Annotated in this window: 14 protein-coding genes and 1 tRNA gene; 4 read left to right on the top strand and 11 right to left on the bottom strand. The window is 68.2% G+C overall.

Translation table 11 applies throughout. The annotated features are described in order from the left end of the window. Nucleotides 1-40 precede the first annotated feature (40 nt). The 3 genes from N5D30_RS00440 to mobA form a co-directional block, all read right to left on the bottom strand. The gene (locus N5D30_RS00440; RefSeq protein ID WP_279907189.1) at nt 41-742 is read right to left on the bottom strand and encodes a hypothetical protein; all 702 of its coding nucleotides are present in this window, start codon (nt 740-742) and stop codon (nt 41-43) included. 153 nt (nt 743-895) lie between these two features. Continuing rightward, a tRNA-Pro gene (locus N5D30_RS00435) sits at nt 896-972 on the bottom strand. Between the two features lie 117 nt (nt 973-1,089). Then, entirely contained in the window at nt 1,090-1,692 is a 603-nt protein-coding gene (gene mobA / locus N5D30_RS00430) for a molybdenum cofactor guanylyltransferase MobA (RefSeq protein WP_279907188.1), read from the bottom strand. Between the two features lie 65 nt (nt 1,693-1,757). Here mobA and moaB point away from each other — a divergent pair, with 65 nt between their 5' ends. Then, a complete protein-coding gene (gene moaB, locus N5D30_RS00425; protein ID WP_279907187.1) occupies nt 1,758-2,297 on the top strand; it encodes a molybdenum cofactor biosynthesis protein B in 540 nt (179 codons plus the stop codon). Further along, nucleotides 2,294-3,487, top strand: coding sequence for a gephyrin-like molybdotransferase Glp (gene glp / locus N5D30_RS00420; RefSeq protein WP_279907186.1), 1,194 nt, complete (start codon nt 2,294-2,296; stop codon nt 3,485-3,487). The genes moaB and glp overlap by 4 nt, the downstream gene beginning before the upstream one ends. 9 nt (nt 3,488-3,496) lie before the next feature. Here glp and N5D30_RS00415 read toward each other — a convergent pair whose 3' ends face one another. Next, nucleotides 3,497-3,817, bottom strand: a complete 321-nt coding sequence (locus N5D30_RS00415) for a hypothetical protein (RefSeq protein ID WP_279907185.1) — start codon at nt 3,815-3,817, stop codon at nt 3,497-3,499. A gap of 257 nt (nt 3,818-4,074) precedes the next feature. Here N5D30_RS00415 and N5D30_RS00410 point away from each other — a divergent pair, with 257 nt between their 5' ends. Together N5D30_RS00410 and N5D30_RS00405 are read left to right on the top strand one after the other, a co-directional pair. Continuing rightward, nucleotides 4,075-5,187 (top strand): acyltransferase, encoded by a 1,113-nt coding sequence (locus N5D30_RS00410; RefSeq protein WP_279907184.1) that lies wholly within the window; start codon nt 4,075-4,077, stop codon nt 5,185-5,187. A gap of 11 nt (nt 5,188-5,198) precedes the next feature. Further along, nucleotides 5,199-6,284 carry an acyltransferase gene (locus N5D30_RS00405; protein WP_279907183.1) on the top strand — a complete coding sequence of 362 codons (1,086 nt, stop codon included), beginning with the start codon at nt 5,199-5,201 and terminating at the stop codon, nt 6,282-6,284. Between the two features lie 148 nt (nt 6,285-6,432). Here N5D30_RS00405 and N5D30_RS00400 read toward each other — a convergent pair whose 3' ends face one another. From N5D30_RS00400 to N5D30_RS00370, 7 genes are read right to left on the bottom strand one after another with little or no spacing between them, the layout of a single operon-like run. After that, on the bottom strand, nt 6,433-7,836 hold the full coding sequence (locus N5D30_RS00400; RefSeq protein ID WP_279907182.1) for a lipid II flippase MurJ: 1,404 nt from the start codon (nt 7,834-7,836) through the stop codon (nt 6,433-6,435). Nucleotides 7,837-7,840: 4 nt separating this feature from the next. Next, a complete protein-coding gene (locus N5D30_RS00395) occupies nt 7,841-9,259 on the bottom strand; it encodes an O-antigen ligase family protein (protein WP_279907181.1) in 1,419 nt (472 codons plus the stop codon). Beyond that, the gene (locus N5D30_RS00390; protein WP_279907180.1) at nt 9,256-10,356 is read right to left on the bottom strand and encodes a glycosyltransferase family 1 protein; all 1,101 of its coding nucleotides are present in this window, start codon (nt 10,354-10,356) and stop codon (nt 9,256-9,258) included. The genes N5D30_RS00395 and N5D30_RS00390 overlap by 4 nt, the downstream gene beginning before the upstream one ends. Beyond that, on the bottom strand, nt 10,347-11,567 hold the full coding sequence (locus N5D30_RS00385; RefSeq protein ID WP_279907349.1) for a glycosyltransferase family 4 protein: 1,221 nt from the start codon (nt 11,565-11,567) through the stop codon (nt 10,347-10,349). The genes N5D30_RS00390 and N5D30_RS00385 overlap by 10 nt, the downstream gene beginning before the upstream one ends. A 9-nt stretch (nt 11,568-11,576) precedes the next feature. Then, nucleotides 11,577-12,908: a beta-xylosidase gene (locus N5D30_RS00380; protein ID WP_262880262.1), complete on the bottom strand. Its 1,332-nt coding sequence runs from the start codon at nt 12,906-12,908 to the stop codon at nt 11,577-11,579. Then, nucleotides 12,898-14,088: a glycosyltransferase gene (locus N5D30_RS00375; RefSeq protein ID WP_279907179.1), complete on the bottom strand. Its 1,191-nt coding sequence runs from the start codon at nt 14,086-14,088 to the stop codon at nt 12,898-12,900. Before N5D30_RS00375 ends, N5D30_RS00380 begins: the two co-directional genes overlap by 11 nt. After that, on the bottom strand, nt 14,088-16,076 hold the full coding sequence (locus N5D30_RS00370) for an exopolysaccharide transport family protein (protein WP_279904787.1): 1,989 nt from the start codon (nt 16,074-16,076) through the stop codon (nt 14,088-14,090). Before N5D30_RS00370 ends, N5D30_RS00375 begins: the two co-directional genes overlap by 1 nt. Between the last annotated feature and the right edge of the window lie 3 nt (nt 16,077-16,079).

The following is a 16,079-nucleotide window of genomic DNA, read 5'->3' as shown; positions in this document are numbered from 1 at the left end:
ACCTTTCCTCTGCTAACCAATAATGAATGCAATGGAGTCGTTATTGGTTCTTAAAGGCTGCACCTGTCTGGCTAATACTTTTATTGAAAATGTTGAGCGCAGAGGTAATCTGATCATTACAAGTATTGGTGCAGGAGAACTCGGCTTGGGTGGCGGTTGCGCCATCGGGAGCAGGAATTTTTTGGATGGAGGCACCCATGCGCCCTGAAGTAGTGGGGTTGTAGGTCTGGGCAAAGTTTTCAGTTGCGATCTTAATACGCATTTGACTCAAAGCTTGTATTTGGATCATGGCTTCAGCCCACATGGCATCACACTGGTCATTTGAATAACACATAGGTGTTGAGGGCATGATTCTCTTTGTTTCTGGCTGCCTCTCGACCGGTATCTTTGCTGGCGATTGATGAAGAGCTGAAGGGGGGACAGCTTGCTTGACTTTGGACGCGGGAGGAGTACTGCCTTGACGGTTGTAGCTACTGACAGTGCCATCTGGGCCGAGGAATACGGCCATGCCCTGTTTATCAGTGGTTATTAGGAAGTCGACGCGAGCATAGCCCCACGCAAGAATTTTATTTCCATCGGCACCGACAGTTTCGCTGGTGGGAGGGCCGAAAATAGAAATCATCTCATCACGAGTTGTTTGCCCAGCGACGATTTTGTCCATCTGAGCTTGGCTAATCTTCAAGCCGCTGGTAGCACAACCAGTAGTAAGCAGTGCTGTCAAAAGTACTGTGACTATGCGCATACAAAATCCCTTGCTGAGTGGCCAGCATACATGCTGGCACACATGATGTGCAGAGCAGAAGGGAGTAGCAAGGTGGGCTGAAACGAAAAAACCGGCCATAGGGCCGGTTTTTCAAGATCTCCAAAATACCTTGAGTATTCTGGAGTCGGGAAGTGGTCGGAGCGACTGGATTCGAACCAGCGACCTTCTCGTCCCGAACGAGACGCGCTACCAAGCTGCGCTACGCTCCGAAGATGGCGCGCATTCTACCGAAAAAGTTTTATTGCACAAGGCGTTAGCTGAATTTTTTTGCGTGGCGCATTGTCGCGAGGTGGCGAGGGCCGGGTTGGCGGCCACGAGCCGCTTCCTCAGGAGGGAGCGCCAGGCGGGGTCTCGGCCAGCAGTTCCGGCGTGTTCAGGTTCGCCAGTCGCGGGTCGTGTTCCACGCAGGGCAGGGCGAGGATGCTCAGTGACAGCAGCGCGCGACGCGGGCTGCGTTCGCCGTCCTGCCAGGCTTGTTGCAGGGGGGGCAGGAATGTCTTGGGCAGCAGGCAGAAGAGGGGTTCCCACTGTTCTCCGCGGCGGATGAGCACCGCCTTGTCCGGCTCGTGCCGGGCGAGGGTGCGCATGTCTTCGATCAGGGCGAGGTCCGCTTGGGGCGCATCGCAGGGCAGCACGAGCAGGTGCGGATGGCGGGCGGCCGCCAGGCCGGCGAGGATGCCAGCGAGGGGGCCGGGGAAGTGTTCCTCGGCGTCTGCCACCAGTCGGTCGGCGTAGGGGGCGTAATGCTCGGCGTTGCGGTTGCAGGAGATGATCAGGTCGTCGGTCAGCGGTCGCGTCAGCGCGTGCAGGTGGGCGATCAGCGGCCGGCCCTGCCACTCCAGCAGGCCCTTGTCCCGCCCGCCCATGCGCTGGCCCCGGCCGCCGGCCAGGAGGAGGATGGAGCAGGGCAAGGGCTCGTCGACGGTCATCGGGGAATTCCAAGGAAGGCGCGTGATATAACACCGGCCTGACTTCATCACAACCGGATCACGCCATGAGCCACAAGGCCGAGGCGGCTTTCGTGCCGCTGAACATCGCCGTTCTCACCGTCAGCGATACCCGCTCCCTGGAGACCGATACGTCCGGCCAGCTGTTCGTCGACCGGCTCACCGAGGCCGGGCACCGGCTGGCCGCCCGGGTGCTGTTGAAGGACGATCTGTACCGCATCCGCGCCCAGGTGGCGCATTGGATCGCCGAGGATGAGGTGCAGGTGGTCTTGATTACCGGCGGCACCGGCTTCACCGGTCGCGACAGCACGCCCGAGGCGGTCGCCTGCCTGCTGGACAAGCATGTCGACGGCTTCGGCGAGCTGTTCCGGCACATTTCCCTGGCGGACATCGGCACGTCCACCATCCAGTCGCGGGCGCTGGCGGGGCTGGCCAACGGCACGCTGGTGTGCTGCCTGCCCGGCTCGACCAACGCCTGCCGCACCGCCTGGGACGGCATCCTCCGCGAGCAGCTGGACAGCCGCCACCGGCCGTGCAATTTCGTCCCCCATCTGAAGCAGGCGGACGCCTGCGAGAGCCGCGGATGAGCCTGATTCCGCTGGAAGAAGCCCTGCAGCGCCTGCTGGCGCTGGCGGAGCAGGCCGAGGCGCTGCCCTGTGAGGAGGTCCCGCTGGAGCAGGCCGACTGCCGGGTGCTGGCCGTGGACCTGGTGGCGTCCCTGGACCTGCCGCCCTGGCCCAACAGCGCGATGGACGGCTATGCGCTGCGCCATGCCGACTGGCGTGGAGAACCGCTGCCGGTCAGCCAGCGCATCCTCGCCGGCCAGGCGCCGGAGCCGCTGCAGCCCGGCACCTGCGCGCGCATCTTCACCGGTGCGCCGATGCCGGAGGGCGCCGACACCGTCGAGATGCAGGAGAACGCCGAGGAGGCGGAGGGTCGTGTGCGTTTCACCCAGCCGCTCCGGCCGGGCCAGCATGTGCGCCCGCAGGGGCAGGAGACGCGCTCCGGTGAGCGGGTGTTGCAGGCCGGGACCCGCCTGGGACCGGTGGAGCTGGGCCTGGCCGCCTCGCTCGGCCAGGCGCTGCTGACGGTGCGGCGCAAGGCGCGGGTGGCCGTCGTGTCCACCGGGGACGAACTGGTGGAGCCAGGCCGGCCGCTTGCCCCAGGGCAGATCTACAACAGCAATCGCAGCCTGCTGATCGCCTGGTTGCGGCGCCTGGGCTGCGAGGTGCGCGACGCCGGCATCCTGCCCGACGATCCCCGGCGGACCCGGGAAGTGCTGGCTGGGCAGGCGGACATGGACCTGATCCTGTCGACCGGCGGCGTCTCGGTGGGGGAGGCCGACTGCCTCGGCCAGGTGCTGCGTGAGGACGGCGAACTGACGCTGTGGAAGCTGGCGATCAAGCCCGGCAAGCCGCTGACCTGCGGCCACTTCCGCGGCGTGCCGGTGCTCGGCCTGCCGGGCAATCCGGCGTCGACGCTGGTCACCTTCGCGCTGCTGGCGCGCCCCTACCTGCTGCGGCGGATGGGCGTTCAGACGGTGGAGCCGCTCAGCGTCGAGGTGCCCGCCGGCTTCGCCTGGCCCAGGGCGGGCAACCGCCGCGAGTACCTGCGCGCCCGGCTGGAGGCGGGGCGGGCGGTGCTCTATGCGAACCAGAGTTCGGGGGTGCTGCGCAGCGCGGTGTGGGCCGACGGGCTGGTGGAGGTGCGCGAGGGACGCTGCCTGGAGGAGGGCGAGCCGGTGCGCTTCATCCCCCTGAGCGAGCTGCTGGGCTGAGCCGGCCGCTCAGCGACCTTCCTTGCTGTAGTGGGCGCCCCGGTCGTACAGCTCCAGGACCTTGCATTCGACCTTCGAGCTGAACTGCAGCTTGTTGTCGTCCGAATAGGGGATGTAGAACAGGATGGCGTTCTCGCTGTAGGCCGGCTCCAGGCACTGGTGGGTGCGGATGTAGAGCAGGTCGTCCATGGTCGAGTACAGGTCCCGGTCGTACTGCTTGATGATCATCCGTATCGGGTCGTCGTCGGCGGCCTGGGCCAGCGGGGCGACCGTCGCCGAACACAGCAGCAGGGACAGGGCGATGTTCCGGGTTGCAACTTGATGAGTCATGTGTGACTCCGCTTCTCCAACGGGTTCTTTCGGGGACGACAAAGGGTGGAAGAGTCAGGATTCCGCCGCCTCGGTCGAGGGGCGTCCATCGCGACAGCCGTGCCTTGCCAGGCTCCCGGGCATGATGGCATCCTGCCGCAAATTACGCACGTACGGCCTCCAGGCCCCTTCCTTTTCTCTTTCTGCCAGTTTATTGGCGCTATTTTCTGGCGCATTCCTGCGTTGCCGCGGGAGGCGTTGCAGTTCCGGAGCACGGCATGTCGAAGTTGAACAGCCTCCAGGCGTTTCGTTGTCTGGGCCTGACCGGGGTGGTCATCGGTCACATGACGTTCGCCGAGGAAAAGTATGCCGGGCTGTCGCTGCTGCCGGCCGCGATCAAGGACTTCAATCAGCTGTTCATCGACTGGTTCTTCGTGGTCAGCGGTTTCATCATGGTGATGGTGTCCCGCGGCCGCTTCCAGGTGCCGCGGGAGATCGTCAAGTTCGCTTACGCCCGCGTGGCGAGGATCTACCCGCCGTACTGGGTGTACTTCTTCATCACCCTGGCGGTGTTCCTGATCATGCCGGCCTGGGTCAACAGCGGGCATGACCAGCCGAACCTGTGGAAGTCGTTCTTCCTGATCCCGGACGAGAACCTGCCGCTGGTGATGGTCGCCTGGTCGCTGATCTTCGAGATGTGGTTCTACCTGGTCTTCACCTCCCTCATGCTCTGCCGCGAGCGCTACCTACCCTGGATTCTCGCCGGCTGGGCCGGCCTGATCATCTGCGCCAACCTGGTGCTCGACACCGCCAGCCTGAATCCCTTCCTGCGGCTGATCCTGCATCCCTACGCCGTCGAGTTCGTGCTCGGCAGCATGATCGCCCTGTTCTATTTCAGTCCGGCCAGCGAGCGGGTCTCCAGTCGCCTGGCCCTGGGCATGCTGCTGTTCGTTCCGCTGGTCGGAGTGCCTGTCGGCTACACCTACGGACTGTTCCGCGGCGAGGGGCTGGTCCGGGTGTTCAGCCTGGGCTGCCTGTTCGGGCTGCTGACCATGGGCGCTACCCTGCTCGAGCGTCGCGGCCTGCTGCGGGTGCCCGGCTTCATGGTGGCCATCGGCGACAGCTCCTACACCACCTACCTGTCGCACTTGCTGGTGCTGGGCGTGGTTGGCAAGTGCTGGGTGCTGTTCGGGCCGTCCTCGCCGAGCGTGCTCGGCAACGTCGTGTTGCTGGTGCTGATGTTCACGGCGGTGATGGTCTATGGTCTGGTCGGCTTCCGACTGATCGAGGAACCGTTGATGAACGGCGCCAATCGCCTGGGCAAGCGCTTGTTCAGCAGGAAGCCGGCCCAGGAGGACACCGCCAAGCTGTCGGTGAAGCCCGCCAAGTGACCGGGAAGGCCATGCGTATCGACAGCCCGCGCCTGCGGCAGAACAACTTCGACCTGATCCGCCTGCTGCTGGCGCTGGCGGTGTGCCTGCTGCACGCCCACGAGCTGTCGGCGGCGGGCGAGCTGTCGATCATCGACACGCTGCTCTCCGGCAAGATCGCCATCGAGTCGTTCTTCGTGATCAGCGGTTTCCTGATCTTCATGAGCTACGAGAAGTCCCGCTCGCTGGCCGACTACTTCGAGAAGCGCGGCCGGCGCATCTACCCGGCCTATTTCGTCTCGGTGACCCTGGCGGCGGTCCTGCTCTGCGGGGTCAGCGAGCTGCCGCTGGCGGACTACTTCCTGTCCAGCGGCTTCTTCCGCTACCTGGCCTTCAACCTGGGCTTCCTGAACTTCGTCCAGCCCGACCTGCCCGGGGTGTTCACCGACAACCGGCTGGCCTCGGTGAACGGCGCGCTGTGGACCATCAAGATCGAGGTGATGTTCTACCTGAGCGTACCGGCCATCGTCTGGCTATGCCGGCGCGCCGGTTACCTGCGGGTGATGCTGGCGCTGTTCGTGGCCTCGACGGTCTATTCGTTGGTCATGCTGCACCTGCTCGAAAGCACCGGGCGCGGCCTGTACGAGCTGCTGGAGAAGCAGCTGCCGGGGCAGTTGCGCTTCTTCATCGCCGGCGCGCTGCTCTATTACCTGCTGCCGCGTTTCGAGCAGCACCTGAAGTGGCTGGTGCTGGCCGCCGTGGCCTACTTCCTGCTGCGCCCCGTGGTCGAGATCGAGGCCCTGAGGCCCCTGGCGCTGGGCGTGCTGGTGATCTTCTTCGCGCTGTACAACTACGTCGGCAACTTCTGCAAGTTCGGCGACTTTTCCTATGGCGTGTACATCCTGCACTTTCCCATCGTGCAGACGCTGGTGCATTTCGGTGCCTTCGACGCCAACCCCTGGCTGGCCCTGGGTGTCGCGGTGGGCCTGACCCTATGCGGGGCGGCGTTGATGTGGCACGGCATCGAGAAGCGCTGGCTGCTGAAGAACAGCCACTACGTGCGGGCGGGGCAGGAAGGCGAGGCCCAGCAGGCGAGCGGGGAGAAGGCGCCGCGCTAGCGGACAGGCCTTTGGTTATGTCCGCGTTTGTGGGAGCGGCTGGGTGGCATTCCGAGTGGCCGCGACATTCGCGGATAAATCCGCTCCCACAAGGGTGCAGCAACTAATGGGGGCATAACCAGGCCTTACCCGTTGCGCGCGGCGCACCCTACTTCCAGGGTTTGAGCAGGACTGCCAGGGCGCCGAGCAGGGCCAGGCCGGCCAGGGTGGCGGCGCCGAGCTGCCACCAGCCGTGGGGCAGGGCCAGCGGGATGAGCAGGGCCAGGGCCGGCAGGGCCAGCGCCAGCGCCCACTGCCGTCGCCAGTCCAGCCGAGCCAGCAGGTGCTGCCTGCGCATCAGCAGCAGGCCGGTCAGCACCACGCCCAGCAACGCGGCCAGGGCGATGCCCTTCAAGCCCAGCCACCAGGGCAGGCTCAGCAACAGCACGGCATTCAGGGCGTTGCCGGCGAGTTCGCAGGACAGCGGCAGGCGGGTGTCGCCGACCGAGTAGGCGTAGCGCGCCAGCAGGGCGTTCCAGGCCGCGAACAGCAGCGTCAGGCTCAGCCAGCCGAGCAGGGCGGCCAGCACGCCGCCGCTGGCCTGGGCAGGCAGCAGCAGTTCGATCAGCGGCTCGGCTGCGCCGACCACGCCCACCGCGACCGGCAGGGTCAGCAGCGTCGCCAGGGCCGTGCCGCGGCGCAGCAGGGCCAGGCGCTCCTGCTCCGACTTGCCGCCCATCAGGCCGAGCAAGACCTGGTTCAGGCTCATCAGCGCGACCATCGGCAGGTTGATCAGCTTGCGGGCGAAGTTCAGCCAGGTGACCGCGCCTTCGCCCAGCAGCGAGGCGACCATCCGTTCCAGCAGCGCCAGCCCCTGGCTCGCCAGGGTGCTGGCCAGCAGCGGGCCGAGCCGGCCCAGTAGCTGCCGGCCGCAGTCGTCGTCCGCGCGGACGCGCCAGGGCCGCCAGCCCATGCCGCGCATCGCCGGCAGCAGCGCCAGGGGCATCAGCAGGCTGCCCACCACGCAGCTGGCGGCGAGCCCGGCCGGCTCGGCCTGCCCGCCCTGCAGCGCCAGGTAGACCACCGGCGGCAGGTTGAACAGCAGCGAGCCCATGCCCGCCAGGACGAAGCGGGCGTGGGCCTGTAGCGGAATGCACAGCAGGGCGTGGAGGAGGAAGCCGGGCACGCACCATGCCAGCAGTTGCAGGCTCTGCCCGGCCAAGGCCCGTCCGGTGTCGGACAGACCCGGGCCGATGAGCCAGACCCACAGGGGCGCGGCCAGGTAGAAGAGCCCGGCGATGGCGAAGCCGGTGCCGAGCACCCGCGCGGTCAGGGCCGACAGCCAGGCCGCCCGCCGTGCGGCGTCGCGCTCCTGATAGAGGGGCAGGGCGGCGGAGCTGAACAGGCCGGTGGCCATCGCCATGCGCACCGCCTCGGGCAGGAACAGCGCGACCAGGAAGGCGTCGCTGCGCAGGCTGGCGCCCCAGGCGTCGACCAGCAGCCACTCGCGGGCGAAGCCGGCCGCCAGGCCGACCAGGGTGGCTAGCGTCAGCCACAGCGTGGAGCCGAACATGCGGTCAGGCGCCGGCGGACGGAGTGGGATCGCCCGTGACGACCCGCTCCTCGGCCGCGCGCAGCCGGCGTGCCTCCTGCAGGCTCAGCCCGATCATCAGCCAGAACAGCCCGACCAGCACCGGCTGGAAGCCGAAGTAGTGGTCGAACAGGCCGCTGAACAGCGCCGCCAGCAGGCCGGCGGTGGTGCCCAGCCAGATGGCGTTGTTCGGGGTCAGGTCGATCCGCGCGGTGCGCGGGCGCGCTTCCTTCCACCAGCACCAGGTCGCGGCGATGAACAGCAGCATGCCGGGCAGGCCGAGCCGGTAGATGAAGTTCAGCCAGAGGTTGGAGATGCCCAGCAGGTCCGTGCCCGGCACCGGCGGCTCGACCTTGAAGCCGATGCCGAAGGGGTAGGCCGCCATCGCCCGGGGGAAGTTGGCGTACTCGTCGAAGCGCACTGAGGTACTGGCGTCGCCGCTGAACTCGAACATGGTCGAGATGCGTTCCTGCAGCGGTGGGTAGGACAGCACCAGCAGCAGGCCGAGGGCCGAGCCGGTGAGCAGCAGGCGCCCGGTGAAGGGCACCCGGCGGACCGCCATCCACACCAGCACCACCGCCAGGCTCAGCAGGGCGCCGCGCGAGCCGCTGAGCAGCAGGGCGACCACGCCCAGGCCGCCGACCGCGATGCCCAGGGCGCGGCGCCAGCCGTGGCGGGTGATGCCGTAGCAGAGGGCCAGCGGCAGCACCAGGGCCATGGCGCCGCCGAGGGTGTTGGGGTGGACCCAGGGCGAGCCCATGCGCAGGAACACGGCGCCGGAGGTGTCGCGGATCACCTCGTCCAGCATGGCGTAGCCGAGTTTGGTGAGCAGTGGGTTGATGGCCGCCGCCGAGCGCTCGACCAGGAAGATCGGCAGCGACAGCAGCAGCATCGCCAGGGTGCCGAACAGCAGTGCCTGGACTATCCGCTCGCGGGTCGGCTCGTTCTGCACCAGGCGCGCGACCAGGAACAGCAACGATACGTTGGCCAGCCAGCGTATCCAGTTGGCCACGCCGCCGCCCTCGGCGTTGACCGTGAGCTGGCCGACCACGAAGGGAAACGCGCTGAACAGGATCAGCGCCAGCACGTAGCGCTCGGTGCGGCCCTTGACCAGCGTGGGGCGCGAGTCCTCGAAGATGTTCTGGAACAGGATGCAGGCCCAGACCACCAGGATCAGCAGTTCGGACACCGTGGTACGGATGCCGACGTTGATAGTCGAGTAGGGCAGGAAGGTGGCGATGGCGGCGAACAGCAGCAGGCCGAGGAGGGGGCGGCGCAGCAGGTTGAGGCCGATCACCATGGCGACGATCAGCACCGCCACCTTCAGCGGCGAGAGGAACCACAGCAGGATGCCGAACACCAGGCCGACGGCGGCGGCGATGGGCATGCCGAAGGACGAGGTCATGCCTGCAGCTCCTGTAGCAGTTCGCTGACCCGGGCCCGGTAGGGCTGCTCGGCGTAGCGGCCGGCCCAGTCGCGCAGGGCCTGGCGATCCGGGGCCGCGGGGCGCGCCAGCTCGCGCATCAGGGCGCTTACTGCGGCGCCGTCGTGGGGGCTGAAGCGGGGCGTGCCCGGCGGCACGATCTCGTCGAGCGAGGTGCCGCTGGCCACGGCCACCGGCGTGCCCATGGCCATCGCCTCGATCACCGGCAGGCCGAAGCCCTCGGCGTAGGACGGCTGCCAGAGCCGCTCGGCGGCCTGGTAGAGCCATTGCAGTTCCGCGTCGCCGAGCGGCGGCATCAGGTGCAGGCCGGGCAGTGCGTGTTGCTGCGCCGGTACGAATTCGGCGCCGCCGACCAGCACCAGGTCCGGCACCGCCGGGTCGGCGACGCGGGCCTGGGCCCAGTGCTCGACGAACCAGGGAATGTTCTTGCGCGGCTCGCGGGTGCCGACCGCCAGCCAGAAGCGCTCCGGCAGGGCGATGGCCGGGCGCATCGGCGCCGGGGTGTGGGTGGGTACCAGGTTGGGCAGCACGCGGACCTTGCCGGCGGCCTTCGGGAAGGTGCGGGCGACCTCGTCCGCGCTGAATTGCGACGGCGTCCAGATACGGTCGGCGACGGCCACCGAGTAGCGGATCGAGAGGTTGTCGCTGATCCGGTACACCGTCTCGCGCAGCCAGGAGCTGTGGCGGTTCTTCAGGTGCAGCTGGAACAGGTCGTGCAGTTGCAGGACGTAGCGCAGGCCCGGCGGCCTGGGCGGCAGCGGCAGGCCCATGTTGAAGGTGCTGATGTGCACGTCGATGCCGGCGCGGCGCAGGGCGCCGGGCAGGTAGCCCAGCTCGAAGCTCAGGCGGCGCGGCAGGCGGTGCTGGCCGTCGACGCTGCTGTCCCAGGCCGGGCAGTGGGCCCGGGCCCTGAGCGGATGGTCCAGGGGCGCCGGGGTGAACAGGTGCAGCTCGACGCCGGGCAGCTCACCCAGCACCGAGGCCAGCGCCACGTTCTGGCGGCCTATGCCGTTGTTGGGGTTGCTGATCCCCGGGCGGTAATCCAGCCCTACGCGCATGGCTGAGCCTCCCGGCCACGGTGGGCGAGGCAGTCGGCGTAGACGGCATTCAGTTGTCCGGCCGCCGCCGCCCAGTCGTGGGCCCGGCGCACGTAGGCTCGGCCCGCCGCGCCGATGGCGGATGCGCCCGCCGGGTCCGCCAGCTGGCGCAACAGCGCGCCGGCCAGGGCCTCCGCGTCGTCGCCGCCGTCGTATTCCGCGCCGGCCGTGACGGCCAGGCCCGAGACGCCTTGCGAGGTGGTCACCACCGGTAACCCGGCGGCCATCGCTTCGAGCACCTTGAGCTTGGAGCCACCGCCCTGGCGCAGTGGGGCGAAGAACAGCGCGGCCCGTGACTGCAGCACGGTCAGGTCCGGCACGAAGCCGTGCCACTCGATGCGAGCGTCGGGCCAGCGCTGCGGCCAGTCCTGCGGCAGGGCGTGGCCGGCGATGGTGATGGTGGCCTCCGGGCATTGCCGCCAGACCTTCGGCATCACCTCGTCCAGCGCCCATTCCACCGCGTCGACGTTGGGCGGGTACTCGTAGTTGCCGATGAACAGCAGCCGGCGGCTGTCATGGGCCGGCGTCACCGAGGCGTAGCGCGCGCAGTCGACCCCGTTGACCACCACGGGCACCGGTCCGCCGACGATGCGGCCGAGCGCCACGGCGTCGCTCTCGGTCACCGCCACCACCCGCTCGGCCTGGCGCATGACGCGCCGTTCCCAGCGCCGGTAGCGCCACTGGTCGAGCAGCACCAGGGGCTTCAGCCAGGCGGGGAAACGGTCGTAGGTAGCGCCGCCGAGGGCGGACTCGACGTTGTGCTCGGTCAGGATGAATGGCTGGGCGGCCTGCCGCAGCGCCTGTTCGAACGGCTGGAAGCTGTAGCTGTGCTCGATCTGCACGATGTCCCAGGGCTCGTCCAGCAGTTCGGCGAAGCGTTTGCCCAGCGCCGGCGCGTAGCCGTTGATGCTGGCCAGCATCGGCAGCGGCGAGGCGGCCAGTGCCAGCAGGGTGGTGGCGCTGCGCAGCGGCCTGCGTGGCAGCACGATCAGGCGTTCCAGCAGGGGTTCGAGCGCCTGGCGGGCGTCCTCGTCCAGCGCGGTCTTGCTCTGCACCAGCAGAGTGATGCGGTGGCCGGCCCCGGCCAGCGTGCGCAGCAGGTGGTACTGGCGGGTCTTGCCGCCGCTGCTGGTCGGCCAGGGCAGGTAGGGGAGCACCCAGAGTATTTTCAGTGGCATCTATCAGTCCAGAACCAGTAACTGCAGGCTAGGCTTGAGCGAGACCGTGAGGGTGCCGCTGTCCGCCGCGAGGCTCTGCTCCTTGCCGCTCAGCGGGTCGTGCAGGGTCGCCTGGCGCACGCCGCGCAGGCCCAGCTTGCCCGCCGAGGCGCTCCACACCATCAGCAGGCGGCGGCCGTCGTTGCGCTTCCAGGCCACGCTGTAGAGGTCCCGCGGGGCATTGGCGAAGGCAGGCGGGTCGGCCGGCGCCAGCTTCGGCCCAGTGACCCGGAGGAAGTTCTTCAGGGCGGTGTACACGGGCTTAGGGTTGCCGTCGAGGTCGAGCAGGCCGTAGGACTGGTCGCGGACGCTGGCGCGAGCGTCCAGGTCGCTCAGGTTGAACAGGAAGATGCGGTCGAAGTCCAGCGCGCTCATCAGGGCGAGCCGGCGCAGGGTGTAGTCGGCCTGGCCGGAGACGCCGATGATGGCCTGCGCCTCTTCCGGCCCGGCGTAGCTGGACCAGCCCCACTCGGTGGCCCAGACCTGCTTGACGCCCGCGCCGCGCAGCCCGCCGTTGATGTAGCGCACGGTGTCCAGCAGCTCGTTCTTGCCGGCCGAGTTGCCTTCCGGGTATTCGGTGTAGGGGTGGTAGGAGACGATCAGGTTCTTGCTCGCCAGGCCCCGCTCCAGCAGCACCTTGAGCATCAGCTCCATGTTGCGCGACGGCATCTGGCTGAAATAGGCCATGCCGGCGGTGCCCAGGGGCGTGTCCGGGAAGCGCCGGCGCACGGTGTCGACCGCGTCCACCAGCAGCGCGGCGTAGGCGTCCGGGTCTTCCCGGGGGCGCCAGAAGGACGGCAGGTTCGGCTCGTTCCAGATCTGCCAGGCCTTGAAGCTCGGGTAGCGCTCGATGAAGCGCGTCAGGCTGTCGCTGTACAGGCGGTTGTTGGTCGGCGGGTAGGAGTCCTGGTAGGGCGAGTTGGCCGGCGCGCTGGTGGCGAACGGCGCGGAGCCGGCGAGGAAGCCGACGGGCTTCAGCTGGTTCTCGGCCATCGCCTGGGCGGCTTCGTCGAACGGCCGGTAGTACTGGCCGCGCTCGGGCTCCAGCACGGCCCAGTGCATGGCGATGCGCACCCATTCCAGGTCCAGCTCGCGCAGGCGGGTCATCTGCTTGCGGTAGGTGGCCTCCGGGAAGAAGTGGAACTGGGCGTTGACCCCCAGGTAGTCCTTCCACACCACGGTTCGGCTCGGTTTCAGGCTGGTCACCGCCTCGGCGTCGCGCACGCTGAACATGGCCACGCCGACGATCAGGCAGACGATGGGGATCATCAGCCAGAGAACGCGTCTATTCCACATGATGGTTTCCTCCGCTCAAGTCGGCGAACAGCGCCTTGAAACGCGTCGCGGTCAGCGGCCAGAGCCGCTCCCGTCCGATTTCGGCGGCCCGTTCGGCCCACTGCCGGCAACGCTCCGGTTGCTCCAACAGGTCTTGCAGGCGGGCGGCCAGTGCCTGGACGTCGCCCTGAGGAAAGGTAGTGCCATTGCCCGTCGAGACTTCCTCGGCGAAGGCCCGCGCGTCGGACGTGATCACGCCGCGCCCGCAGGCCGCCGCCCAGGACAGCGCGCCGCTGGTGCCTCGCTGGGCGCCCAGCAGCGCGAGCTTCTTCGACTCCCGATAAGGTAGCACCATCACGTGATGGGCCTGGATTTCACCCGCGATTTCCTGCGCGGGAATGTCCAGGCGCCACTCGATTTGCGACGCCAGTCCCTTTTCGACAATCCGCCGGCGCAACTGGTCGAGATAACTTTCGCCCGGCTCGAAGGCCGTTTCCGGGGCGCTGCCGCCGGCCAGGGTCAGGCGCAGGCGCTTGCCGGCATCCGGCTGGCGGGCGATGACCAGCGCCAGGGCGTCGACCAGGTCCTCGATGCCCTTGCCCCGGTAAATGAAGCCGAAGTAGAGCAGGCGCAGCGGCTCCAGGGGCGGCAGCGGCGCGGAAGCGATGGCCTGGTTGCCGTGGTGGATGACGTGGACCTTGCCCGGGGCGAGGCGCATGCGCCGGGCCAGGCAGTCGCGGCCGGTGGCGGTGAGAGTGATCAGGGCGTCCAGGCTGTGCGCCAGGCGCCGCTCCTCGTGCAGGCACAGCGGGTCGGCCAGCACCGTGGCGGCCTGGGGCCAGGGCGAGGGCAGGGTGCTGGCCAGCGACAGCGGCCAGGGCAGGCTGGCGCGGCGCCAGACCAGGCGCTCGGGGTCGTGCACCGTCGCGGTCAGCGGCAGGCGCGGGAAGCGCGCGCGCAGAGCGCGCAGCGCATGGAACTCGGCCAGGCGGCCGCCGCCCAGTTCGGCATGGACCAGGTCCACGCCGCTCCAGTCGAAGGCCGCCACCCTGGCCAGCGCGCGCTCTGGGTCGTTGCCGCAGCCCTCCAGGGGCGTGAGCACCTCGACGCCGACCGACTGCAGGGCGGCGCGCAACAGCGCCGCGTAGTCGGCGATGCCGGTCTGCTCGGGCGGCAACGGCGCCAGCAGCGCGATCCGCATCAGACCGCGCCCCGGGCCTTGGCCATCACCCGCAGCACGCGATCGGGCACCTCGAAGCGGCGCCGGTTGATGATCACCCCGTCGACCTTGTCGAAGGCGGTGTTGAGCACGTCGATGGCATGGGCCACGGTGGGCACGTTGCTCTGCTGGGCCTCGACCACCAGCGCGACCAGGTCGGCGCCGCGCAGGCTGACGATGGCCTGCGGGTTCGACAGCAGGGCGGAGGCGTCCACCAGCACGATTTCACCCGGCTGGGCCGGGCCTTCGCCGACGCGCACCCAGTGGCCGCGCTCGGTCAGCAGGCGCTGCAGGTGGTCGATGATGAAGCTGACGCCCTCGCCACGGCGCGCCGCGGTCAGGCCGAGCACCAGGCCGCGCTCCGCGATGCGCTCGAACGGCAGCAGCCCGTAGAGCCGGTACAGCGCGGCGACGAAACCGCTGTTGCGGTTCGGGTCGCCGGCCACTTCCGGCAGGGTGGTCCACAGCGGGATGCCGAACTTGCTGGCGAAGCGGCCGCCGTCGTGGATGCGCTGGTCCAGCAGGTAGCACAGGTACACCACCAGGAAGCCCACCAGCACGCTCAGCGGCACGGCCAGGAGGATCATCAGCAGGCTCTTGGGGAAGACCCGGCTGGGGTTGTAGGTGGCCTGCTCGATGATGGCGATGTTGCTGATGCGGCTGTTGTCCAGCTCGCGGTCGATGCGGGCCTTCTCCAGGCTCTCGTTGTACAGCGCGAAGTTCTTCTCGGCCGCGCTCAGCTCGCGCTGCATGCGCGCCAGCTCGGGCTCGATGGAGAGGGCCTTGGCGCGCTGTTCCTCGAGGGTCTTCAGCTCCTCGTCCTGGCGGATCAGCTGGGCCTTCAGGCGGGCGAGGTCGGACTGCTGGTCCATGAAGTTGCTGCGCAGGCGCTCCGCGATAGGGTTCGGCGCCTGGTTCTGCGACACCTGCACGGTGGCCTCGGCGGCCTTGGCCCGCTTCTCCAGGTTGGCGATGGTCTCGTCGATGCTCTTCACCGGCGGGGCGTTCTCGGTGAAGGTGCGCAGCAGGTCCTCGCGCTCGGCCAGCTTGGCGTTGAGGGTGCGCAGCAGGTCCTGGTGGATCGGGTTGAGGGCCATCTCGCGGACGGTGCGGACCTCGGACGGCAGGCTCTTGATCTGCCGGTCGAGGGTGGCCAGGCTGCCCTCGGTCGAGGAGATCAGGCGCCAGGTGTTGAAGCGGTCGCTGCGCAGCTGGTTGATGCGCTCGGAGAGGTTCTGCAGGTGCGCCTCGATGCCCACCGCGCCCAGATCGTTGAGGCGTTTGGCCAGCTCCTGCTTGTGCTGCAGGATGCTGGCGGTGCTGGCCTCGCTCTGGGCCAGGTAGAAGTCGTACAGGCTGCGCCGGCCGAGGGCGCGGGTGCGCTCTTCCATGTACAGGTCGACCCAGCTCTGCACCACCGACTGCGCCACCGCCGGGTCGCTCCAGCGGAAGCTGATCTCCATCACCGAGGAGCCCGGGGCGTGGGTGACGCTGAAGTTCTTCTTCAGCTTAGTGGCCAGGCGGTCGACGGGGGTCTGGTCCTCGGACAGGCCGAGCAGCTGGACGAAGTCGCGGGCCAGCTCGACCGTGCCGCTGACGGCCTTGCCGACGTAGTACTTGACGGTGGCGAAGAAGCCCTCGGGGCGCGGCGCGTTGGCCAGTTCCTCCAGATAGCGCTCGGCCACCTGGCGGCTGATCGGGCGGCCGGTGAGCATGCGCTCCTCGTCGAGGATCGGGTCGCGCTGGGTGGCCGGCATGACGATGGACGGGCGGTCCGCGACCTCGATGGGCAGGGTGTTGGTGTCGCGCCCCGGCTTCACCAGCAGGCGGGCGCTGGATTCGTAGGAAGTCGGCAACAGGAAGGCGCCAAGCATCACCACGGCGAAGGTGGCGATGACCGCCAGCCTGAACTCCCGGAAGAAGATGAAGAACAGGCGCAGCAGATCACGGAAAGTGCGGATTTCGATCATGAG

The sequence above is a fragment of the Pseudomonas sp. GD03875 genome (genome assembly GCF_029840585.1).
GTDB lineage: Bacteria > Pseudomonadota > Gammaproteobacteria > Pseudomonadales > Pseudomonadaceae > Aquipseudomonas > Aquipseudomonas paralcaligenes.
The sequence above is the reverse complement of the archived record's forward strand: the minus strand, read 5'-3'. Positions and strand labels throughout refer to the sequence as shown.

Coding starts and splice junctions, on each gene's coding strand:
- N5D30_RS00390 (WP_279907180.1), bottom strand. CDS start 10,356: ATGCGCGTAGGGCTGGATTACCGCCCGGGGATCAGCAACCCCAACAAC.
- N5D30_RS00415 (WP_279907185.1), bottom strand. CDS start 3,817: ATGACTCATCAAGTTGCAACCCGGAACATCGCCCTGTCCCTGCTGCTG.
- glp (WP_279907186.1), top strand. CDS start 2,294: ATGAGCCTGATTCCGCTGGAAGAAGCCCTGCAGCGCCTGCTGGCGCTG.
- N5D30_RS00395 (WP_279907181.1), bottom strand. CDS start 9,259: ATGACCTCGTCCTTCGGCATGCCCATCGCCGCCGCCGTCGGCCTGGTG.
- N5D30_RS00370 (WP_279904787.1), bottom strand. CDS start 16,076: ATGATCGAAATCCGCACTTTCCGTGATCTGCTGCGCCTGTTCTTCATC.
- N5D30_RS00440 (WP_279907189.1), bottom strand. CDS start 742: ATGCGCATAGTCACAGTACTTTTGACAGCACTGCTTACTACTGGTTGT.
- N5D30_RS00410 (WP_279907184.1), top strand. CDS start 4,075: ATGTCGAAGTTGAACAGCCTCCAGGCGTTTCGTTGTCTGGGCCTGACC.
- N5D30_RS00380 (WP_262880262.1), bottom strand. CDS start 12,908: ATGTGGAATAGACGCGTTCTCTGGCTGATGATCCCCATCGTCTGCCTG.
- N5D30_RS00400 (WP_279907182.1), bottom strand. CDS start 7,836: ATGTTCGGCTCCACGCTGTGGCTGACGCTAGCCACCCTGGTCGGCCTG.
- mobA (WP_279907188.1), bottom strand. CDS start 1,692: ATGACCGTCGACGAGCCCTTGCCCTGCTCCATCCTCCTCCTGGCCGGC.
- moaB (WP_279907187.1), top strand. CDS start 1,758: ATGAGCCACAAGGCCGAGGCGGCTTTCGTGCCGCTGAACATCGCCGTT.
- N5D30_RS00405 (WP_279907183.1), top strand. CDS start 5,199: ATGCGTATCGACAGCCCGCGCCTGCGGCAGAACAACTTCGACCTGATC.
- N5D30_RS00375 (WP_279907179.1), bottom strand. CDS start 14,088: ATGCGGATCGCGCTGCTGGCGCCGTTGCCGCCCGAGCAGACCGGCATC.